This is a genomic window from Streptomyces sp. NPDC044063, assembly GCF_056434285.1.
The window spans coordinates 128,402-147,042 of the sequence record NZ_JBWKFM010000018.1 but is presented as its reverse complement, the minus strand read 5'-3'; the positions used below and the strand labels follow the sequence as shown (position 1 = coordinate 147,042).

18 protein-coding genes are annotated in these 18,641 nt (G+C 74.3%); 14 read left to right on the top strand and 4 right to left on the bottom strand.

Features of this window, described 5'->3' with window-relative positions; translation table 11 throughout:
- Positions 1-367: 367 nt before the first annotated feature.
- Positions 368-1,597, bottom strand: a complete 1,230-nt coding sequence (locus AC07BS_RS22515) for a cytochrome P450 family protein (protein WP_478934049.1) — start codon at positions 1,595-1,597, stop codon at positions 368-370.
- 126 nt (positions 1,598-1,723) lie between these two features.
- Complete coding sequence (locus AC07BS_RS22510; RefSeq protein ID WP_478934047.1) at positions 1,724-2,488, bottom strand: DUF72 domain-containing protein; 765 nt, start codon at positions 2,486-2,488, stop codon at positions 1,724-1,726.
- Between the two features lie 101 nt (positions 2,489-2,589).
- On the opposite strand from AC07BS_RS22510, the gene AC07BS_RS22505 reads away from it, so the two are divergent.
- From AC07BS_RS22505 to AC07BS_RS22450, 12 genes are all read left to right on the top strand, one after another.
- The gene (locus tag AC07BS_RS22505; protein WP_478647932.1) at positions 2,590-3,021 is read left to right on the top strand and encodes an HIT family protein; all 432 of its coding nucleotides are present in this window, start codon (positions 2,590-2,592) and stop codon (positions 3,019-3,021) included.
- Positions 3,022-3,179: 158 nt separating this feature from the next.
- Positions 3,180-4,493, top strand: a complete 1,314-nt coding sequence (locus AC07BS_RS22500; protein WP_478647930.1) for a phosphoribosyltransferase family protein — start codon at positions 3,180-3,182, stop codon at positions 4,491-4,493.
- Positions 4,494-4,512: 19 nt separating this feature from the next.
- Positions 4,513-4,782, top strand: coding sequence for a DUF1876 domain-containing protein (locus AC07BS_RS22495; protein ID WP_478648054.1), 270 nt, complete (start codon positions 4,513-4,515; stop codon positions 4,780-4,782).
- 61 nt (positions 4,783-4,843) lie between these two features.
- Positions 4,844-5,461, top strand: a complete 618-nt coding sequence (locus AC07BS_RS22490) for a phosphoribosylanthranilate isomerase (protein WP_478934044.1) — start codon at positions 4,844-4,846, stop codon at positions 5,459-5,461.
- Positions 5,462-5,690: 229 nt separating this feature from the next.
- Positions 5,691-6,947: a hypothetical protein gene (locus AC07BS_RS22485; RefSeq protein WP_478934043.1), complete on the top strand. Its 1,257-nt coding sequence runs from the start codon at positions 5,691-5,693 to the stop codon at positions 6,945-6,947.
- Positions 6,944-7,555 carry a pyridoxamine 5'-phosphate oxidase gene (pdxH, locus tag AC07BS_RS22480; RefSeq protein WP_478934042.1) on the top strand — a complete coding sequence of 204 codons (612 nt, stop codon included), beginning with the start codon at positions 6,944-6,946 and terminating at the stop codon, positions 7,553-7,555. Before AC07BS_RS22485 ends, pdxH begins: the two co-directional genes overlap by 4 nt.
- 70 nt (positions 7,556-7,625) lie before the next feature.
- Positions 7,626-8,327 carry a B3/B4 domain-containing protein gene (locus tag AC07BS_RS22475; RefSeq protein WP_478647922.1) on the top strand — a complete coding sequence of 234 codons (702 nt, stop codon included), beginning with the start codon at positions 7,626-7,628 and terminating at the stop codon, positions 8,325-8,327.
- A gap of 200 nt (positions 8,328-8,527) precedes the next feature.
- Complete coding sequence (locus AC07BS_RS22470; protein ID WP_478647921.1) at positions 8,528-9,241, top strand: YggS family pyridoxal phosphate-dependent enzyme; 714 nt, start codon at positions 8,528-8,530, stop codon at positions 9,239-9,241.
- Positions 9,238-11,382: an oxidoreductase gene (locus tag AC07BS_RS22465; RefSeq protein WP_478934039.1), complete on the top strand. Its 2,145-nt coding sequence runs from the start codon at positions 9,238-9,240 to the stop codon at positions 11,380-11,382. The genes AC07BS_RS22470 and AC07BS_RS22465 overlap by 4 nt, the downstream gene beginning before the upstream one ends.
- A 51-nt stretch (positions 11,383-11,433) precedes the next feature.
- A complete protein-coding gene (gene trpD, locus AC07BS_RS22460; RefSeq protein ID WP_478934038.1) occupies positions 11,434-12,447 on the top strand; it encodes an anthranilate phosphoribosyltransferase in 1,014 nt (337 codons plus the stop codon).
- 58 nt (positions 12,448-12,505) lie between these two features.
- Positions 12,506-13,327 carry an indole-3-glycerol phosphate synthase TrpC gene (gene trpC, locus AC07BS_RS22455; RefSeq protein ID WP_478934036.1) on the top strand — a complete coding sequence of 274 codons (822 nt, stop codon included), beginning with the start codon at positions 12,506-12,508 and terminating at the stop codon, positions 13,325-13,327.
- 42 nt (positions 13,328-13,369) lie between these two features.
- Complete coding sequence (locus tag AC07BS_RS22450) at positions 13,370-13,987, top strand: LysE family translocator (RefSeq protein ID WP_478647916.1); 618 nt, start codon at positions 13,370-13,372, stop codon at positions 13,985-13,987.
- 26 nt (positions 13,988-14,013) lie between these two features.
- On the opposite strand, the gene ftsH is transcribed toward AC07BS_RS22450, so the two are convergent.
- Complete coding sequence (gene ftsH, locus AC07BS_RS22445; RefSeq protein WP_478647914.1) at positions 14,014-15,930, bottom strand: ATP-dependent zinc metalloprotease FtsH; 1,917 nt, start codon at positions 15,928-15,930, stop codon at positions 14,014-14,016.
- Between the two features lie 214 nt (positions 15,931-16,144).
- Here ftsH and AC07BS_RS22440 point away from each other — a divergent pair, with 214 nt between their 5' ends.
- Positions 16,145-16,432: a DUF1876 domain-containing protein gene (locus AC07BS_RS22440; RefSeq protein ID WP_478647913.1), complete on the top strand. Its 288-nt coding sequence runs from the start codon at positions 16,145-16,147 to the stop codon at positions 16,430-16,432.
- Between the two features lie 47 nt (positions 16,433-16,479).
- On the opposite strand, the gene AC07BS_RS22435 is transcribed toward AC07BS_RS22440, so the two are convergent.
- Complete coding sequence (locus AC07BS_RS22435; protein ID WP_478934033.1) at positions 16,480-17,034, bottom strand: hypothetical protein; 555 nt, start codon at positions 17,032-17,034, stop codon at positions 16,480-16,482.
- 224 nt (positions 17,035-17,258) lie between these two features.
- Here AC07BS_RS22435 and AC07BS_RS22430 point away from each other — a divergent pair, with 224 nt between their 5' ends.
- Positions 17,259-18,620 (top strand): cryptochrome/photolyase family protein, encoded by a 1,362-nt coding sequence (locus AC07BS_RS22430; RefSeq protein ID WP_478934031.1) that lies wholly within the window; start codon positions 17,259-17,261, stop codon positions 18,618-18,620.
- Positions 18,621-18,641 lie beyond the last annotated feature (21 nt).

Sequence of the window (18,641 nt, the reverse complement as noted above, 5' to 3'; positions counted from 1 at the left end):
TTTTTCTCCCCTCCCTCCCCCCCCCGGGGGGGGGTCCCCCCCCCCCCCCCCCCCCCCCCCCCCCCCCTTCGCCCCCCCCCCCCCCCCCCCCGGGGTGGGGGACGGCGACGCCCGCGCCGGGGTGGGAGCGGCGGGTCGCCGCGGGCGGCACGGGTGCGGGTGCGGGTCGCCCGCGCGCGGCATGGGGCGGGTGCGGGTCGCCCGCAGAAGGCACGGGGCGGGTGCCAGGCGCGCTGGCGCCCGGCCACGCCCCCCGCCGTGGGCGCGGGTCGGCGCGTGGCCGCGCCTCCGCGCCGGGCCACGCCCGTCCGCCGGACCGGCGCGCCGGCGCCGGGGCCGGCGCCGCAGGAACAGTGCCGGTGCCGCGTCAGCGCACCGGTACCCGCCGTGGGCCCCGGACCAGGAGGCCCGGGCGGTACGGGAGGTCGGCGGGGTCGGCCGTGAGGGTCAGGGACGGGAGCGCGGCGAAGAGGCGGGGCAGTGCCACGGTCGCCTCCAGGCGGCCCAGGCGGGCGCCGACGCAGAAGTGCGGGCCGTGCCCGAAGGCCAGGTGGGGGGCGGCGCGGCCGTCCTCCGCCAGGTGGCGGGCGGGCCGGAACGCGTCGGGGTCGGGGAAGCGCTCCGGGTCGCGGTTGGCGGCGGCGAGGACGACGAGGACGGACTCCTCGGCGGGTATGACCGTGCCCCCGCCCAGGTCGACCGGCTCGGTGGTGCGGCGCCAGGTCGTGCCCTCCAGCGGGCTGCCGTGCCGCAGGGTCTCCTCGACGACGGCGGCCCAGTGCGCGGGGCCGCCGGCGCGGGCGGCGGCGAGCTCCTCCTCGTGGGTGAGGAGCATCAGCGACGCCGACGCCAGGAGGTTCATGGTGGTCTCGTAGCCGGCGAAGAGCAGCAGGAACGCCATGGCGAGGAGCTCGCCGTCGTCGAGGCCGCCCTCGCTCGCGTCGTGCACGAGCGCGCTGAAGAGGTCGTCGCCGGGGGTGCGGCGCTTGTGCGCGATGAGCTCGGTGAAGTAGGCGTGGAGCCGGGTCCAGGCCTCGTCGACGGCGCCCCGGGCGAGGGCGTCGGCGGGCGAGCCGACGCGGTACGTCCACTCCCGCAGGTCCGCCCGGTCCTTCTCCGGGACGCCCAGCACCTCGCCGATGACCAGCACGGGCAGCGGGAAGGCGAACCCGTCGACCAGGTCGGCGGTGCCCTCGCGGGCCAGCCCTGCGGAGAGGTCCGCGATCAGGTCGTCGGTCAGCCGCTCGATCCGCGGGCGCAGCGCGTCCACCCGGCGGGGGGTGAAGGCGGCGGTGGTCAGCCGGCGCAGCCGCAGGTGGTCGGGGGCGTCGGAGTTGAGCATGTGGCGGGCCAGGCAGCCGCGGGCCCGCTGGGCCGGGGAGTCGGCCTTGGGGCGGCCCGCGCCCTGCGGCGGCACGTTGGAGAAGCGGCGGTCGGAGAGGACCTCCCGGGCCCGGTCGTAGCCGGTGACGAGCCAGGCGTGGGTGCCGTTGGCCAGGGCCACGCGGGTCGCCGGGCCCGTGGCGCGCAGTCGCGCGTAGTACGGGTACGGGTCGCGTGCGAAGCCGGGGTCCGCGGGGTCGAGGTGATCGAGCACCCGCACATCCTCACCGATGAACGATCGGTTCCGGCGGTGGGGCCCTGTGCAGGGCTGACCGGGCCTGGTTGTGCGGTTTCCACAACGGCCCGTGCCGGCCCGGGCCCGGCGGCCGCCGCGGGCGGTTCAGCCGAGGTCGTCCGGGGTCCGGCTCACCGTGCGCCCCCGGCGGGCGGCGGCGCGGGCGAAGGCGACCGCGTCGTGGACGGCGGCGCCCCCGGGGTCGTTGTTGAAGTAGCAGTACACGTCGGCGCGCGCGGGCCAGGTGTCGGCGATCCGGCCGGTCCAGCCGGCGAGCGCCTGCCGCCCGTAGCGCGGCCAGGGGCTCGCCCGGCCGCAGTGGAAGCGCACGTAGCCCCAGTCGGTGGTGCGCCACAGCGGCGTCACCGGCCGTGAGTCGTGGTCGGCCCAGCACAGCGCGGCGCGGCGGCGCTCGAGCACGGCCCGTACCTCGTCGGTCCACCACGAGTCGTGCCGGGGCTCGACGGCCACCCGGACGCGGCGGGGGAAACAGCCCAGGGCGGTGTCCAGGAGGCCGGGGTCGGCCTTCAGGGTGGGCGGGAGCTGCAGCAGGACGGGCCCCAGGCGGTCGCCGAGGCCGGCGGCGCGGTCGAGGAGGCGCTCGACGGGCTCCTCGGGGTCGCGCAGGCGCTTGATGTGGCTGAGGTAGCGGCTCGCCTTGACGGCCATGACGAATCCGGCGGGCGTGCGGGCGCGCCAGTCGGCGAACGTGTCCTTCGCCGGCAGCCGGTAGAAGGCGTTGTTGTTCTCGACGGTCGCGAACGCGTGCGCGTACTCCTCCAGCCACAGGCGTTGTGGCACGTCCTCCGGGTAGAGGTCGCCGCGCCAGTCCTTGTACTGCCATCCGGAGGTTCCGACGAGCAGGGGCATGGCGTGATGCCTGCCCCCGCCGGGCCGGACGATCACCCGAGGGGCGCGTTTCCAGCCGGATGCGCGGGGCGCGGTCCGCCGGCGGTTGCTTCACTGAGGTCGTGGACTGCGTCTTCTGTGCGATCGCGGCGGGGGAGGTGGAGAGCCACCGGGTCTTCGGGGACGACACGGCGGTGGCGTTCCTGGACGCCCGTCCGCTGTTCCCCGGGCATGTGCTGGTGGTGCCGCTGCGGCACGCCGAGACGCTGACCGATCTGCCGGTGGCCGAGGTGGGGCCCTTCTTCGTCCGGGTGCGGCGGATCGCGGGCGCCGTGGAGCGCGGCATGGGCGCCGCCGGGTCGTTCGTGGCCGCGAACAACCGGGTCAGCCAGTCCGTGCCGCACTTCCATGTGCACGTGGTGCCGCGCAACCGCAAGGACGGACTGCGCGGCTTCTTCTGGCCGCGTACGCGCTACGCCTCCGACGGCGAGGCGGCCGCGGTGGCGGCCCGGGTCCGGGCGGCGCTGGCGGACGACGACCACGACCCGCCGTAGCCGCCCCGGGGCCGTCGGGGCGGTGGATTCCGGATCGTGTGGACGATCCCCGGGGAGCCGGTCATATTGGAAGTACGGCTTCCCTCGTCCTACGTCTTACGGACGTCCTACGTCCTACGGAGCCTTCCGGAGCCGGGCCCCGGGGCCGGAGGCGGATCATGCGATTCATCGACCGGGTGGACGCCGGCCGGCGTCTGGCCGAGCGGCTGGGGCACCTGCGCGGCGAGCGGCCCGTGGTGCTCGGACTGCCGCGCGGCGGTGTTCCCGTGGCCTTCGAGGTCGCGCACGCGCTGGCCGCCCCCCTCGACGTCGTGCTCGTCCGCAAGCTGGGCGTGCCCTACCACCGCGAGCTGGGCTTCGGCGCCATCGGCGAGGGCGGGGTGCGGGTCATCCGGGAGGACATCGTCCGGATGAGCCGGGTGGACGAGGACGACCTGGCGGAGGTCGAGCACGCCGAGGAGGCCGAACTGGCCCGGCGCGCGACCCAGTTCCGCGAGGGCCGGGAGCGGGTCCCGCTCCAGGGACGCACGGTCGTCGTGGTCGACGACGGCATCGCCACGGGCGCCACCGCGGCGGCCGCCTGCCAGGTGGTCAGGGCGCAGGGGGCCGCCCGCGTCGTCCTGGCCGTCCCGGTGGCACCTCCGGACGCGGCCGCGGCGTTCCGCGGCGAGGTGGACGAGCTGGTCTGCCTGAGCACCCCGGCCGCCTTCTCGGCGGTCGGCGAGTGGTACAGCGACTTCGCCCAGACCCCCGACGAGGAGGTCGTCGACCTGCTCCGGCGGAACGCCCGTGAGCGGGCGGGCGCCGAGGGCGGGGGCGGCGGGGCCGAGGGCGCCGGGGCACACGGCGGATCGCTGGAGATCCCCGTGGACGGCGGGACCGTGACCCTCGCCGGCGACCTGGCGGTGCCCGACGGGGCCCGGGGGCTCGTGATCTTCGCGCACGGCAGTGGCAGCAGCCGGCTCAGCCCCCGCAACCGCGCGGTGGCGCGGGCGCTGAACGACGCCGGACTCGGCACCCTCCTCTTCGATCTCCTCACCCCGCTGGAGGAGGGTGACCGGGCGAACGTCTTCGCCGTCGAGCCCCTGGCCCGCAGGCTGGCGGAGGTCACCGGCTGGCTGCGCCGCCGGGAGACCGTGCCGGTCTGCTACTTCGGTGCGAGCACGGGCGCGGCCGCCGCGCTGTGGGCCGCGGCGGAGGCGGGTGACGGCGTCACCTCCGTGGTCTCCCGCGGTGGCCGCCCCGACCTGGCCGGGGACCGGCTGGAGGAGGTCGGCGTGCCCACCCTGCTGATCGTCGGCGGCGCCGACGACGTGGTGCTCGACCTCAACCGCCAGGCGGCACGGCGGCTGCGGTGCGAGAACGAACTGGCCGTCGTCCCCGGAGCCACCCATCTCTTCGAGGAGCCCGGGGCCCTGGACGCGGTCGCGGACCTGGCCCGCGACTGGTTCCTCCGGCACCTACCGACCTGACAGAGCGCTGGTGATCACCATGGAGAAGATCGTCGACTGCACCATCGAGATGCAGTTCCGCGAGATCGACGCGACCACACAGGCCGATGTGCGGCTGAGGATGCAGGACGGCGCGCAGCTCACGTCGCAGGGCATCGCCAACCGCCACCCCGACGACCGCCGCCAGCAGCGGGTCGGCGAGGAGGTCGCGGCTGCCCGCGCCCTCAACGGGCTCGCCGAGCAGCTGCTGGGCAAGGCGGGGGACGACATCCGGGAGGTCATGCACGAGGACGCGCACCTGACCCGCTAGGACAGGCCCGAAGGGCCGCCCGGCCCGTCGGCGGCGCGGCCGCGGGCGTACGCTGAGCGCCGTGACGACGCCACTGTTCATCAAGATCTGCGGGTTGCGGACCGCGCCGGACGTGGACGCCGCGGTCGCGGCCGGGGCCGACGCGATCGGTTTCGTCTTCGCCGCCAGCCCGCGCCGGGTGGACGGGGAGACCGCCCGGCTGCTGGCCGAGCGCGTCCCGGAGCACGTACTGACCGTGGGGGTCTTCCGGGGCCAGTCCGTCGAGGAGGTACGCGCGTTGTCGCGTGCCTCCGGGGTCCGTGCCGTCCAGTTGCACGGCGACGAGGGCCGGGAGCACTACGACGCCCTGCGGCCCGAGGGCTGGACGCTCGTCCGCGCCACCTCCTCCGGGGAGCGCGTCCCGCGCTGCGGCGAACTGGGCGAGGACCTGCTGCTGCTCGACGCCCCCGCGCCGGGCGAGGGCGTGCCCTGGAACTGGGGCGCCGCGAGCTTCACCCCGCCCGCCGGCCGCTGGCTCCTGGCCGGCGGCCTCACCCCGGAGAACGTCGGCGAGGCCGTACGGACCACGAACCCGTGGGGTGTGGACGTCTCCAGCGGCGTGGAGGCGCGCCGCGGGGTCAAGGACCCCGGCCTGATCCGCGCGTTCATCGGGGCCGCGCGCGCCGCGCGCGCCTTCTGAACACCATTCGCTGCCAACTCGCCCGGGCGCATGTAGACTTCGAGCCGCCGCCCGCCGGGCGAACATCCGCGCGACTCTCGCGCAGGCATTCCCTCCGTTTCCCTTCCGGCCCCTCCACCGCCACGCCGGCGTGAACCGCCGGCGTCGCACCGTACCGCACCGCATCGCAACGTCATCGCACCCCCTGAGCACAGGCGCACGTTTTCCGCGACCACAGAACAGAGGGCACATGAACGAGAGCGACTGTAAGTTGACCCGTTCCTGGATCGGCGGCATCGACCTGCGGCTGATCGCCGAGCAGGTCGGCACTCCCGTCTTCGTCTACAGCGAAGCGCAGATACTGAAGAACGTCCGCCGGATCGAGGAGGCGGCCCGGGCGGCCGGCCTCGGGGAACGGGTCGAGCTGTACGTTCCCTTCTTCCCCAATTCCAATCCGCACGTCCTGCGGCCCCTGCGGGACGCGGGCGTGGGAATCCTGCTGCAACTGCCCAGCGAATACCGGTTGTTGCAACGTTTCGGATTCGACCGGTTCATCGTCTCCCCCGGCCACGTCGCCGACGAGGAGATAGCGTTCTGGGACCGGACCGGCTGCCCGACGTTCCTGTCGAGCCTGGACGAGGTGGCGTATTCGCTGCGCACCGAGGCGCCGTCCATCAGCGTCCGGATCGACAGCCTGGACTCGGGCAAGCCCGGTATCAAGTACAGCGAGCTCAAGGACCTGGCGCGGCTGCTGGAGGAGCACGGCCGCGAGCTCGAGTGCTTCGAGGTCTACTGCGGCAGCGGGAACTCCCGCGAGGCGATGATCGACATCATCGAGAAGCAGTTCGAGATCTTCAACACCCATTTCCCGACCGCCCGCGCCATCAACTTCGCCGGCGGCCACGGCTTCGTCTACGAGAGCTGGGACGAGTCGGAGAAGCACTTCGACTGGGCCGAGTACTTCAGAGCCCTGCGCGGCGCGGCCGACCGCATGGAGATACCCGGCCATGTGCGCTTCCTCTTCGAGCCGGCCCGGGACGTACTGGCCGACACCGGCGCGCTGCTGCTGAGCGTGGAGCGCGACGTGATCACCAACGCGGTCGGCAGCCTGGTGGTGACCGACGGCTCGCGGATGCTGATGCCCTCGGCCCAGCTGCGCGACCGGCGCCACAACGTGGTCTTCCTGGACTCCGACCTCCGGGAGATCCCCGCGACGCCCGGCGCCGACGGCACCAGCGCCGCGCTGCGCGGCCGCAGCATCCTGCGGCACGACTACATCCTGCCCGGCGAGTACTGGGTGCCCTCCGGCGTCGGCGCCCACTGCCACCTGCTGATCCTCGACGTCGGGGCGTACTGCGCGACGCAGCACATGGAGTTCCTCAACATCCCGCCGGCCGCTGAGGTCCTGGTCGACACCGCCGGCACCCCGCACCTGGTCACCGCGCGCGGTGACGACCTCGACAAGTGGCGTCACCTCCTCGACGAGAAGCGGGAGGTCGCGCGGTGAGCACGGCCCCGCTGCCCGAGGCCGCCGCCGACGACCCGTTCGCCCTCTTCGAGCGGTGGATCGGCGAGGCCGGAGCCTCGGAGGTCAACGACCCCAACGCCATGGCGCTGGCCACCACGGGCCCCGACGGCCTGCCCGACGTACGCATGGTGCTGCTCAAGGGCTTCGACGCCCGGGGTTTCGTCTTCTACACCAACGCCGGGTCGGCCAAGGGCACCGAGCTCGCCGGCAATATGCGGGCCGCCGGCGTCCTCCACTGGAAGTCGCTGCGCCGGCAGGTGCGCTTCCGCGGCCCTGTGGAGCCCGCCACCGACACCGAGGCCGACGCCTACTTCGCCTCCCGCGCCCGTGACAGCCGGGTCGGCGCCTGGGCCAGCCGGCAGTCCCGGCCGCTCGCGGACCGCTCGGAGCTGGAGGCGGCCGTGGCCCGGGAGTCGGCCCGCTTCGGCACGGACGACGTGCCCCGGCCGCCCCACTGGGCCGGCTTCCGCGTCGTCCCGGTGTCCGTGGAGTTCTGGACGGAACGCCCGTTCCGTCTCCACGACCGCCTCGTTTTCACCAGGGAACGGCCCGGGGACGCCTGGGACACGGGACGCCTCTACCCCTGAGCCCGCCCGGGCCACCGCGCCGATCCGTACGTCAACCGCCTCCGAGGGAACCAGGGACAGGGACAGCTCTATGTACTTCACCCATGCCGACGCGGTCTGGACCGCCCATCCACGGCTGCGGGCGCTCACCGTGGCCGTCGACGACGTCCTCGGCATGACGAACGACCCCGCCCGCCAGGAGCGGCTCGCCCCGCGGGTCGACGAACGCCTGGCGGCCCGGGGCGAATCCGAGATGCCCGAGATCGCCGCCTGGCGCGAGGCGTTCTCGCGCATGGGGCTGAAACCGACGCAGTACCGCTGCGCCGCCGAGGCCCTGCTGCGCCGCTACCGCAAGGAACGGAACCTGCCGGGATTCCACCCGCTGGTCGACTACCTCAACTTCGTCTCGATGTCGTTCGCGATCCCGATCGCCGTCTTCGACCGCGCGAAGGTCGCCGGGGGCATCACCGTCCGGCCGGCCGACGGCACCGAGCGGTACGAGACGTTCCAGGGCGAGGTCGAGCACCCGGCCCCGGGCGAGATCGTCTTCACCGACCCGGACGGCTACGCCCACTCCCGGCGCTGGACGTTCCGGCAGAGCGCCCGCTCGGTGGTGTCGCCGGCCACCGACCGCGTCCTGATCGTGGCGGAGGCCCTCCACGCCGACGCCGAGGCCGACCTGGCCGCCCTGGAGAAGGAGCTGACCGCCGGCCTCGCCGAGGCCGGCGTCCGGGTCGTGCGAAGCCGGATCCTCGACCCCGCCGAGCGCAGGCTGGACCTTCCCCCCGCCTGATCGGGCGGCCGGCCCACCCGGCGGCGCACCACACCTGAACAGCACGCCGAACACGACCCGAGCGCCACCGCACGCATCACCGCACGCACCACCACACGCATCACCGCACGCACAGCCGTACGCACGTCCACGAGCAGCGGCCAGCCGGCGGGACGCGGACCACGCGTCCCGCCCCGGCCGCCCGATCGGAAGGAGGTTCCATGACGGCCACCCCCGAGACGCTCCACCGGCCCGACCCGGCCACCGGGATCGGCGCCGTCCGCGGTGCCATCGCGGAGGCCTGTACCGGCGCGGGCCGCGATCCGGGGTCGGTGACCCTCGTCGCCGCCTCGAAGACGGTGCCCGCCGATGTCCTGGAGCGGGCCGTCGAGGCCGGGCTCACGGTCTTCGGCGAGAACCGCGTCCAGGAGGGCCGGGAGAAGTGGCCGGCCCTGCGCGAACGGTTCCCCGGCCTCGAACTGCACCTCATCGGGCCGTTGCAGACCAACAAGGCCCGCGACGCCGTGGCGCTGTTCGACGTGATCCAGTCGGTGGACCGGCCGGGGCTGTGCGCGGCGCTGGCCCGGCAGTGCGAGCGCCAGGGCCGCGCGCCCCGGCTGTTCGTCCAGGTCAACACCGGCTCCGAGCCCCAGAAGGCCGGCGTGCCGCCGGACGGGGCGGACGCCTTCCTGACCGCCTGCCGCACCACGTACGGCCTGGAGGTCGCAGGGCTCATGTGCGTCCCGCCGGCCGGCGCTCCCCCGGCGCCGCACTTCACCCTGCTGGCGGACATCGCGGCGCGCAACGGCCTGCCGGGCCTGTCCATGGGCATGAGCACGGACTTCACCGAGGCGATCGCCCACGGGGCCACCCATGTGCGCGTCGGCAGCGCCCTGTTCGGCGCGCGGCCCCGTGCGCGAGAGGCAGGCATATGACCCGCCCCCTCCGCCTCCCCGTCGTGCCCTCCCGTCCCGACCGGTTCGACATCCTCTTCGAGCCCGTACGGATCGGGCCGGTCACCGCCAAGAACCGCTTCTTCCAGGTGCCCCACTGCAACGGCATGGGGCGCGCCTATCCCAGCCCCATGGCGGCGATGCGCGGGGTGAAGGCCGAGGGCGGCTGGGGAGTGATCAGCACCGAGCAGTGCGACGTCCACCATTCCGGCAACCACCTGCGCGAGCTGCGGCTCTGGGACGAGCGGGACGTCCCCGGGCTGGCCCGGGCGACCGACCTGATCCACGCCCATGGCGCGCTGGCCGCCGTGGAGCTGGTGCACAACGGCTCCCACGTCGCCAATCTGGAGAGCCGGGCCGTGCCGATCGCGCCCAGCCTGCGCGTCACCCCGGGCATCCAGCCCGTCACCGCGCGGGCCATGGACAGGAGCGACATCCGCGCCGCCCGCCGCTGGTACCGCACGGCCGCGGTCAACGCCCGGCGCGCGGGCTTCGACATCGTCTACGTCTACGCGGGCCACGGCATGACTCTGCCGCTCCACTTCCTCTCCCGCCGCCACAACCAGCGCACCGACGAGTACGGCGGCAGCCTGGAGAACCGCGCCCGCTTCCTGCGCGAGCTGGTCGAGGACGCCAAGGAGGCGGTCGGCGACACCTGTGCCGTCGCCATCCGGTTCGGCGTCGACGGACTGGCCGGTCCCGGCGGCTCCCCGGACGAGGGCCGGGACGTGATCGAGATGCTCGCCGAGCTGCCCGACCTGTGGGACGTCAACCTCAGCGACTTCGACGACGACGGCGTCACCGCGCGGTTCGGCGACGAGGGCCACCAGGAGAAGCACGTCGCGTTCGTCAAGAGCGTGACGACCAGGCCGGTCGTCGGCGTCGGCCGGTTCACCTCCCCCGACATGATGGCGGCGATGGTCCGGAACGGCACGCTCGACCTCGTCGGCGCCGCCCGCCCCTCGATCGCCGACCCCTTCCTGCCCCGCAAGATCGAGGAGGGGCGCTTCGACGACATCCGCGAGTGCGTCGGCTGCAACATCTGTGTGGCCGGGGACCGTTCGGGCGTGCCGATGCGCTGCACCCAGAACCCCACCATGGGCGAGGAGTGGCGGCGCGGCTGGCACCCCGAGCACATCCCGCCCAAGGACACCGACGACACGGTCCTGATCGTCGGCGGCGGCCCGGCCGGCCTGGAGGCCGCCCGCGCGCTCGGCCAGCGCGGCTACGACGTCATCCTGGCCGAGCGCGACCGGCGGCTGGGCGGACGGGTGCTGCGCGAGAGCCGGCTGCCCGGCCTGGCCACCTGGGCCCGGGTGAGCGAGTGGCGCCTGGGACAGCTCCGCCGGATGCGCAACGTCCAGCTGCTGCCCGGCAACGACATCACGGCCGGGACGGTGCTGGAGGCCGAGGCCTCGCTCGTGGCCGTGGCCACCGGCGCGGCCTGGCGCGCGGACGGGGTGGGCCGCCGTCACAGCGAGCCCGTTCCCGGCCTGGGGACGCTGCCGGTCCGCACCCCCGACGACATCATGGAGTCCCGGCTGCCCACGGGCCGCGTCGTGGTCTACGACGACGACCACTACTACATGGCCGGGGTGGTCGCCGAGCTGCTCGTCGCGCACGGCTGCGAGGTCACCTTCGTCACGCCCGAGCCCCTGGTGTCCGCCTACACCCAGCTGACGGCGGAGCAGAAGCGCGTCCAGCGGCGGATCATGGAGTCCTGCGCGGCCGTGCGCACCTCGACCGCGCTCCTCCGGGCCGAACCCGGCACCGCCCACCTGGCGTGCGTCTTCACCGGCCGCGAGACGGCGGTGCCGGTGGACGCCGTCGTACCGGTCACCGGCATGGTGCCGCGCGACGGGCTCTACCGGGAGCTGGAGGCGCACGGCGACGCGGCGCTGCGCGCGGCCGGCGTGCGCCGCGTCGTCCGGCTGGGCGACTGCCTGGGGCCCGGCATCATCGCGGCGGCCGTCCACAGCGGCCATCTGTTCGCCCGCACCCTCGACACCGCGCTGACCGACGGGACGCCCTTCCGCCGGGAGAACGCCGGACCCTCCTGGGACCTGCCACTGCCGCCGGCGGACGGGGACACCCCGGTGTCCCGGGGCGTCTTCGGCGACTGACCCCGTCCTCGGCAACCCACCGCGCGTCCGCCCGGAGCGAAGGAGAGGCCCATGGAAGAGCTCAAGCCCCTGATCGCCAAGGTCGCCACCGGAGCCACGCTCACCTTCGAGGAGTCGGCCCGGGCCTTCGACCTCATCGTGTCCGGCGACGCCACGCCCTCGCAGATGGGCGCCCTGCTGATGGGGCTGCGCGTGCGCGGGGAGAGCGTGGAGGAGATCACCGGCGCAGTGACGACGATGCGCACCCGGATGCTCCGGGTCACCGCGCCGCCCGGCGCCATCGACCTGCTCGGCACCGGCGGGGACGCGTCGGGCTCGTACAACATCTCCACCTGCGCGGCGCTGATCGTCGCCGGGGCCGGGGTGCCGGTGGCCAAGATGGGCAACCGGGCGTTCTCGTCGCGCTGCGGCGCGGCCGACGTGCTGGTGGCGCTGGGCGTCCGGATCGGGCTGCCGCCCGCGGGCGTCGAGCGCTGCCTGGCCGAGGCGGGCATCGGCTTCATGTTCGCCCCGGACCACCATCCGGCGGCCCGGCACGTCCACCCGACGCGCGTCGAGCTGGGGACGCGCACCGTCTTCAATCTGATGGGGCCGCTGCTGAACCCGGCGGGGGTGCGGCGGCAGATGGTCGGGGTGTTCTCCCGCGACTGGGTCGAGCCGCTCGCCCGGGTGCTGGGCCGGCTGGGCTCGGAGCGCGCCCTGGTCGTCCACGGCTCCGACGGCCTCGACGAGATGACGACCACCGGGCCGACCACCGTCGCCTCGCTGGAGGACGGCGCCGTGCGGGTCTTCGAGGTGACCCCGGAGGAGTTCGGCCTGACCCGGGCCCGCCCGGAGGACCTCAAGGGCGGCGACGCCGCGGGGAACGCGGCCGCGCTGCTCGCGGTGCTCGACGGCGAACCGGGCGCCTACCGCGACGTCGCGGCGTTCAACGCCGCCGCCGCGCTCGTCGTCGCGGGCCGGGCCGCGGATCTGGCGGAGGGCCTGGACCTCGCCGTGAAGTCGATCGACTCGGGCGAGGCCGGGCGCCGCCTCGACCGGCTCGTCACGGCGTCGAACGCATGAGCCCGCGCAGCACCCACGCGGCTCCGGAGCACAGACATCGCGAGGAGGAACGGGATCGATGACCGGCTTTCTGGACACCGTCGAGGCCTACAAGCGCGAGGAGATCGCGGCCGCGAAACGGGCCCGTCCGCTCTCCGCGCTGGAGGCCGAGGCCGCGGCGGCGCCGCCGCCGCGCGGCTTCCTCGCCGCGCTGCGGGAGCGCGCCGCCCGGGGCGAGTACGCCCTGATCGCGGAGATCAAGAAGGCGAGCCCCTCGAAGGGGCTGATCCGCGCCGACTTCGACCCGCCGGCGATCGCCCGCGCCTACGCGGCCGGCGGGGCCGCCTGCCTGTCGGTCCTCACGGACACCCGGTCGTTCCAGGGCGGGCCGGACCATCTGGCGGCCGCGCGCGCCGCGACCGCGCTGCCGGTGCTGCGCAAGGACTTCCTCTACGACCCGTACCAGGTCGTCGAGGCCCGCGCGTGGGGCGCCGACTGCGTGCTCGTCATCATGGCCGCGGTCGACGACGCCACGGCCAAGGACCTGGAGGAGACGGCGGCGGGGCTCGGCATGGACGTGCTGGCCGAGGTGCACGACGAGGCGGAGCTCGACCGGGCGCTGCGGCTGCGCACCCGTCTGATCGGCGTCAACAACCGTGACCACAGGACGTTCGAGACCACTCTGGCCACGACCGAGGCGCTCGCGCCGCGGATCACCGACGGCCGGACGGTCGTCGGGGAGAGCGGGCTGTCCGGGCCCGCCGACCTCGCCCGGCTCTCCCGGGCGGGCGTGACGTCCTTCCTGATCGGCGAGTCGCTGATGCGTGCACCGGACATCGAGGCGGCCACCCGTGCCATACTCGCGCCCGGAACATCAGCGCCAACTCCCGGCACCGCGTAGGCACTTGCCACAGCCGCCCAGGCACAAGAGGAGCGTCAACCCGTGGGCATCGAATTCCTGGTCACCTCGTTCATCGTCACCGCCTCCCCCGGCACCGGGGTGCTCTACACGCTCGCCACGGGCCTCTCGCGCGGCTTCCGCGCGAGCGTGGTGGCGGCGTTCGGCTGCACGCTGGGAATCGTCCCCCACATGGCCGCGACGATCATGGGTCTGGCCGCCCTCTTACACACCAGCGCCCTGGCCTTCCAGGTCTTCAAGTACGCCGGCGTCGCCTATCTGCTGTACGTGGCGTGGAGCACGCTGCGCGAGAGCGGCACGCTGAAGGTGGAGACGGAGGGGGAGGCCCAGCCGCAGTCGGCGGCCAAGGTGACCGTGACGGCGATCCTCATCAACATCCTCAACCCCAAGCTGACGATCTTCTTCCTGGCCTTCCTGCCGCAGTTCGTCAGCAACGACGAGGCCCACCCGGTCCCGCGGATGCTCGAACTGAGCGCCGTCTTCATGCTGATGACGTTCGTCATCTTCGTCGGCTACGGGCTGCTGGCGGCGGCGGTGCGCGACCATGTGATCTCCCGGCCCAAGGTCCTGACCTGGATGCGCCGTACGTTCGCGGGCGCGTTCGTGGCCCTGGGCGCGAAGCTGGCCATGACGGACCTCTGACGGTCCCGGCCCGAGGGGCGGCCCGGTCAGTCGTCCCGGGCCGCCTCCTCGCGCAGAACGTCCTGTACGACCTTCCCGTCGACGGTCTCCCGCGCCACCAGCAGCCCGGCGAGCCGGTCCAGGGCGGGCCGGTGGTCCCTCAACAGGGTCAGCGCCCGGTCCTCGGCGGCCCGCAGCAGGCGGGACACCTCCTCGTCGACGATGCGCTGGGTGCGCTCCGAGTAGGGCCGGCGGACGAGTTCCTCGGTGCTCTCGCCCAGGAACTGCTGGCCGCCTCCCGCGTAGCCGACCGGGCCCAGGGCCGGGGAGAGGCCGAACTCCCGGACCATCCGGGTGGCGATCTCGGTGGCGCCCGCCAGGTCGTTGGCCGCGCCGGTCGAACCCTCGCCGAAGACGGTGAGCTCGGCCGCGCGGCCGCCGAGCCGTACGGCGAGCAGGTCGGTGAGGTATCCCTCCGTGTAGAGGTGCCGCTCGGCCTCGGGGAGCTGTTCGGTGACGCCGAGCGAGACGCCGGCGGGCAGGATGGTGACCTTGGCGACGGGGTCGGCGTGCTCGCACAGCGCGGCGACGAGGGCGTGCCCGGACTCGTGGACGGCGACGGAGCGGCGCTCCTCGGGCAGCAGCGCGTTGGACGTCTCGCGGCGGCCGAGCAGGACGCGGTCGCGGGCCGCGTCCAGGTCCTCGGCGGTGATGACGGCGCGGTCCCCGCGGACGGCGTTGATGGCCGCCTCGTTGACGAGGTTGGCCAGGTCGGCGCCGGAGAAGCCGGGGGTGCCGCGGGCGACGGTGCCGAGGTCCACGCCGGGGTCCAGGGTCTTGCCCCGGGAGTGCACGGTGAGGATGGCGGCGCGCTCGGTCTGGTTGGGCAGGGGTACGGTCACCTGCCGGTCGAAGCGGCCGGGGCGCAGCAGGGCGGGGTCGAGGGCGTCGGGGCGGTTGGTGGCGGCGATCACCACGATGCCGCTGCTCTGGTCGAAGCCGTCCATCTCGGCGAGGAGCTGGTTGAGGGTCTGCTCGCGTTCGTCGTTGCCGCCGAGCCGGGTGCCGCCGCCGCGGCGGGCGCCGACGGCGTCGATCTCGTCGATGAAGATGATCGAGGGGGCGCGTTTGCGGGCCTCGTCGAAGAGGTCGCGGACCCGGGAGGCGCCGACGCCGACGAACATCTCCACGAACGCCGAGCCGGTCACGGACAGGAAGGGCACGTCGGCCTCGCCGGCCACGGCCCGGGCGAAGAGGGTCTTGCCGGTGCCCGGCGGGCCGACCATGATCACCCCGCGCGGGCCCTTGGCGCCCGCCCGGGAGTAGCGGTCGGGGTTGCGCAGGAAGTCGACGACCTCGCTGACCTCCTGTTTGACCCCGTCGTAGCCGGCGATGTCGGAGAAGCCGGTGGTGGGGCGCTCGGCCTCGATGATCTTGGCCCGGGAGCGGCCGATGGCGCTGACGCCGCCGGTCAGGGAGCTCGCGGCGCGGCGGGCGCCCCACAGGAAGAAGCCGGCGAGGAGGATCAGGGGGAGGAAGGCCACCAGGAGCGAGGGCCAGACACCGCCGGTGCTCTCGGTGGCGGTGATCTTGACGTGGCGCGCCTCCAGGCGCTGCTCCAGCCCGGTGGCGCCGAGGGCGGTGGGGATGCGGGTGGTGAACCGGGTGCCGTCCTTGAGGGTGCCGTTCACGGCCCCCTTGTCGCTGATGTCGACGGTCTGGACCTGGTCGGCGCCCACCTTGCCGAGGAAGTCGCTGTAGGAGAGCTCGCCCGGCTGGGGGCCGGACACCCCGCGCGCGAGCAGCAGGACGACCACGAAGAGGACCAGGACGGCGGGCAGGATCCAGCGGCGCCACCCGGGTGACGCCGGCCGGCCGGGCGGCGTGCGGGACGGTTCGTCCGGCGGGTCGGGCCTGGCCGGTGGCGAGAGGTGCCGGTGCGGCAGGCGGATACGTGTGATCACGGCCGTTCCCCTGTCCTGGGCCGGTCTCCTGGCCGGGCCCTTCCTGGGGCCGAGCCGGTCCTGTACGCCGCCACGGTGCGCCACCATGCGTCACGGGGGCGGCACGGGGCGTGCCGGGGCCGGTTCGCCTCACCTCAACAGTCGCACCCGGCCGCTTCCGGCGCACGGGTATTCAATGGAGGAGAGCAGCGACCCGTCGGCCGAGGAGCGCGCCATGTCGCACACAACCGAATGGAATCTCCGACTCCAGATGTCCGAGGAGGACGGCAGGACCCGGGCACGGGTGGTGCTGGACACCGGGTCCGCCTCGATCACCGGCAGCGGGACCGCACAGTGCGCCCCCGGCGACAGGGACGTACCGGAGATCGGTGACGAGTTCGCGGCGGGCCGGGCCCTGCGCGATCTGGGCACCCGGCTGCTGCGGACGGCGGAGCACGACGTGGAGGCCCGGGGGGCGGGGCCGGAGCCGAGGACGTCGGTGCCCTACGGCTGGCCGGTGTAGCGGCGCACCCCTGGTGCAGCGGCGCGCCCCGCCCCGGGGCCCGCCGGTCAGTGCTGGCTGTTGATGAAGCCGATGACCACGGCGCCCCACCAGCAGATCTGGGACACCGTGGCGGTGGCCCCGCCCCAGACGAGCAGGCGCGTCGAGGGCGCGGCGCCGGCGCGGGTCATGTGCTTGCCGAGGAGGCCGGCCTGCAGACCGTTGAGCGTGAGCGCGAGCACCATCACCAGCTTGGCGCAGGTCATGGTCGAGGAGATGTTCGGGTGGAGGAACAGACCGCTGGCCACCAGTCCGGCGAGGCCGGCCCAGATGGGCAGGTGCAGCCGGTTCGCGCTGCCGAGGGCGTCGCTCAGCTCGCAGCGGCCCATCATCCACAGCAGGCCGTAGTAGTCGGCGACCAGGACGGCGCCGAAGCCGAGCACGAGGCTGGCGAGGTGGACGAAGAGCGCGACCTGGTGGAGGGCCGGGTCGGCCTGCAGGTGCACGGAGACCCAGACGGCGCCGGCCCACACGGCGGTCAGCGCCAGCGCGGCTCCGGCGACGGTCCACCAGGAGTCGTAGAGCCCGATCGGACGGGCGTGCCGGGCGCGCTGAGCGGCCACGGACGGCTGGTGCGAACGGGTCGGTCGGATGATGGACAGGGGCGGACTGGACGGTATGGCGGACAGGGTTCTCTCCCAACGCAGGCCCCCCACTGATGGCCCGGCGCGGCCGGTGCGTCTGCCCCGGCGTGGCGCCCAAACACCAGAACACTCCTGTGCGGAATTCGCAAGCTTCGCAGGTCAGAGGGTGTTTTCTTGCCGCACAAGATCGAAGAGGGAGTTTTATGGGTGTCGCGATCGCGCTTTTCACCGCCGACCTCCGGGTGCATGACAACCCCGTGCTGCGCGGCGCCCTGCGGGCGGCCGACCGCGTGGTGCCCCTCTTCGTCGTGGACTCGGGGGTGCGCGCGGCGGGCTTCGCCGCGCCCAACCGGGCGGCGTTCCTGGCCGGCTGCCTGGCCGATCTCGACCGGGGGCTGCGGGACCGGGGCGGGCACCTCGTGATCCGGGAGGGCGACGTGGTGCGGGAGACGTGCCGGGTGGCCGCCGAGACGGATGCGACGGAGGTTCATGTCGCGGGCGGCGTCAGCGATTACGCCCGGCGCCGGGAGGACCGGCTGCGGTCGGCGCTGGAGGCGGACAGGCGGGAGCTGCGGGTGCACGACGCGGTCGTCACCGCCCTCGCGCCGGGCGCGGTGGTCCCCTCCGGCAGGAGCCACTTCGCGGTGTTCACCCCGTACTACCGGCGCTGGTCGGCCGAGCGGCTACGGCCGGTGGCCGCGGCCCCGCGCCGGATCGGGCTGCCCGCCGTACGGACCCTCCCGCTGCCGGAGCCCTCGGCCCTGGCCACCGGCCCCGTCTCGCCCGCCCTCGCGCCCGGCGGCGAGAGCGAGGGGCGCCGGCGGCTGACGGCCTGGCTGCGCGACGGCGTCGGCGCGTACGCCGACCGCCACGACGACCTGGCCGCTGACGGCACGTCCCGGCTCTCGCCGTACCTGCACTTCGGCTGTCTGTCCCCGGTGGAGGTGATCACCAGGGCCCGCGCCCGGGACGGCGCGGAGGCGTTCGTCCGCCAGCTGGCCTGGCGGGACTTCCACCACCAGGTGCTGGCGGCGGTGCCGGGAGCGGCGGCCCGCGACTACCGCCCGCGCCACGACCACTGGCGCGCGGATCCGGAGGAGCTCGCCGCCTGGCAGGCCGGGCTGACCGGGTTCCCGGTCGTCGACGCGGCCATGCGCCAGCTCGCGCACGAGGGGTGGATGCACAACCGGGCCCGGATGATCGTGGCGTCCTTCCTCACCAAGACGCTCTACCACGACTGGCGGGAGGGTGCCCGGCACTTCACCGACCTGCTGGTGGACGGGGACGTGGCGAACAATCAGCTGAACTGGCAGTGGATGGCCGGCACCGGGACCGACACCCGCCCCAACCGGGTCCTCAACCCCCTCGTCCAGGCCCGCCGCTTCGACCCCGGCGGGGCGTACGTACGCCGCTGGGTGCCGGAGCTGGCCGGGGTGGAGGGCCCCGCCGTCCACGCGCCGTGGCGCCTGGCGGGGCCGGAGCGGGCGCGGCTCGGCTATCCGGAGCCCCTCGTCGATCTCGCCGACGGCCTGGCCCGCTTCCGGCGCGCCCGGGGCGCGGCCTGACCCCGCCGGCGCCCCGGCCCT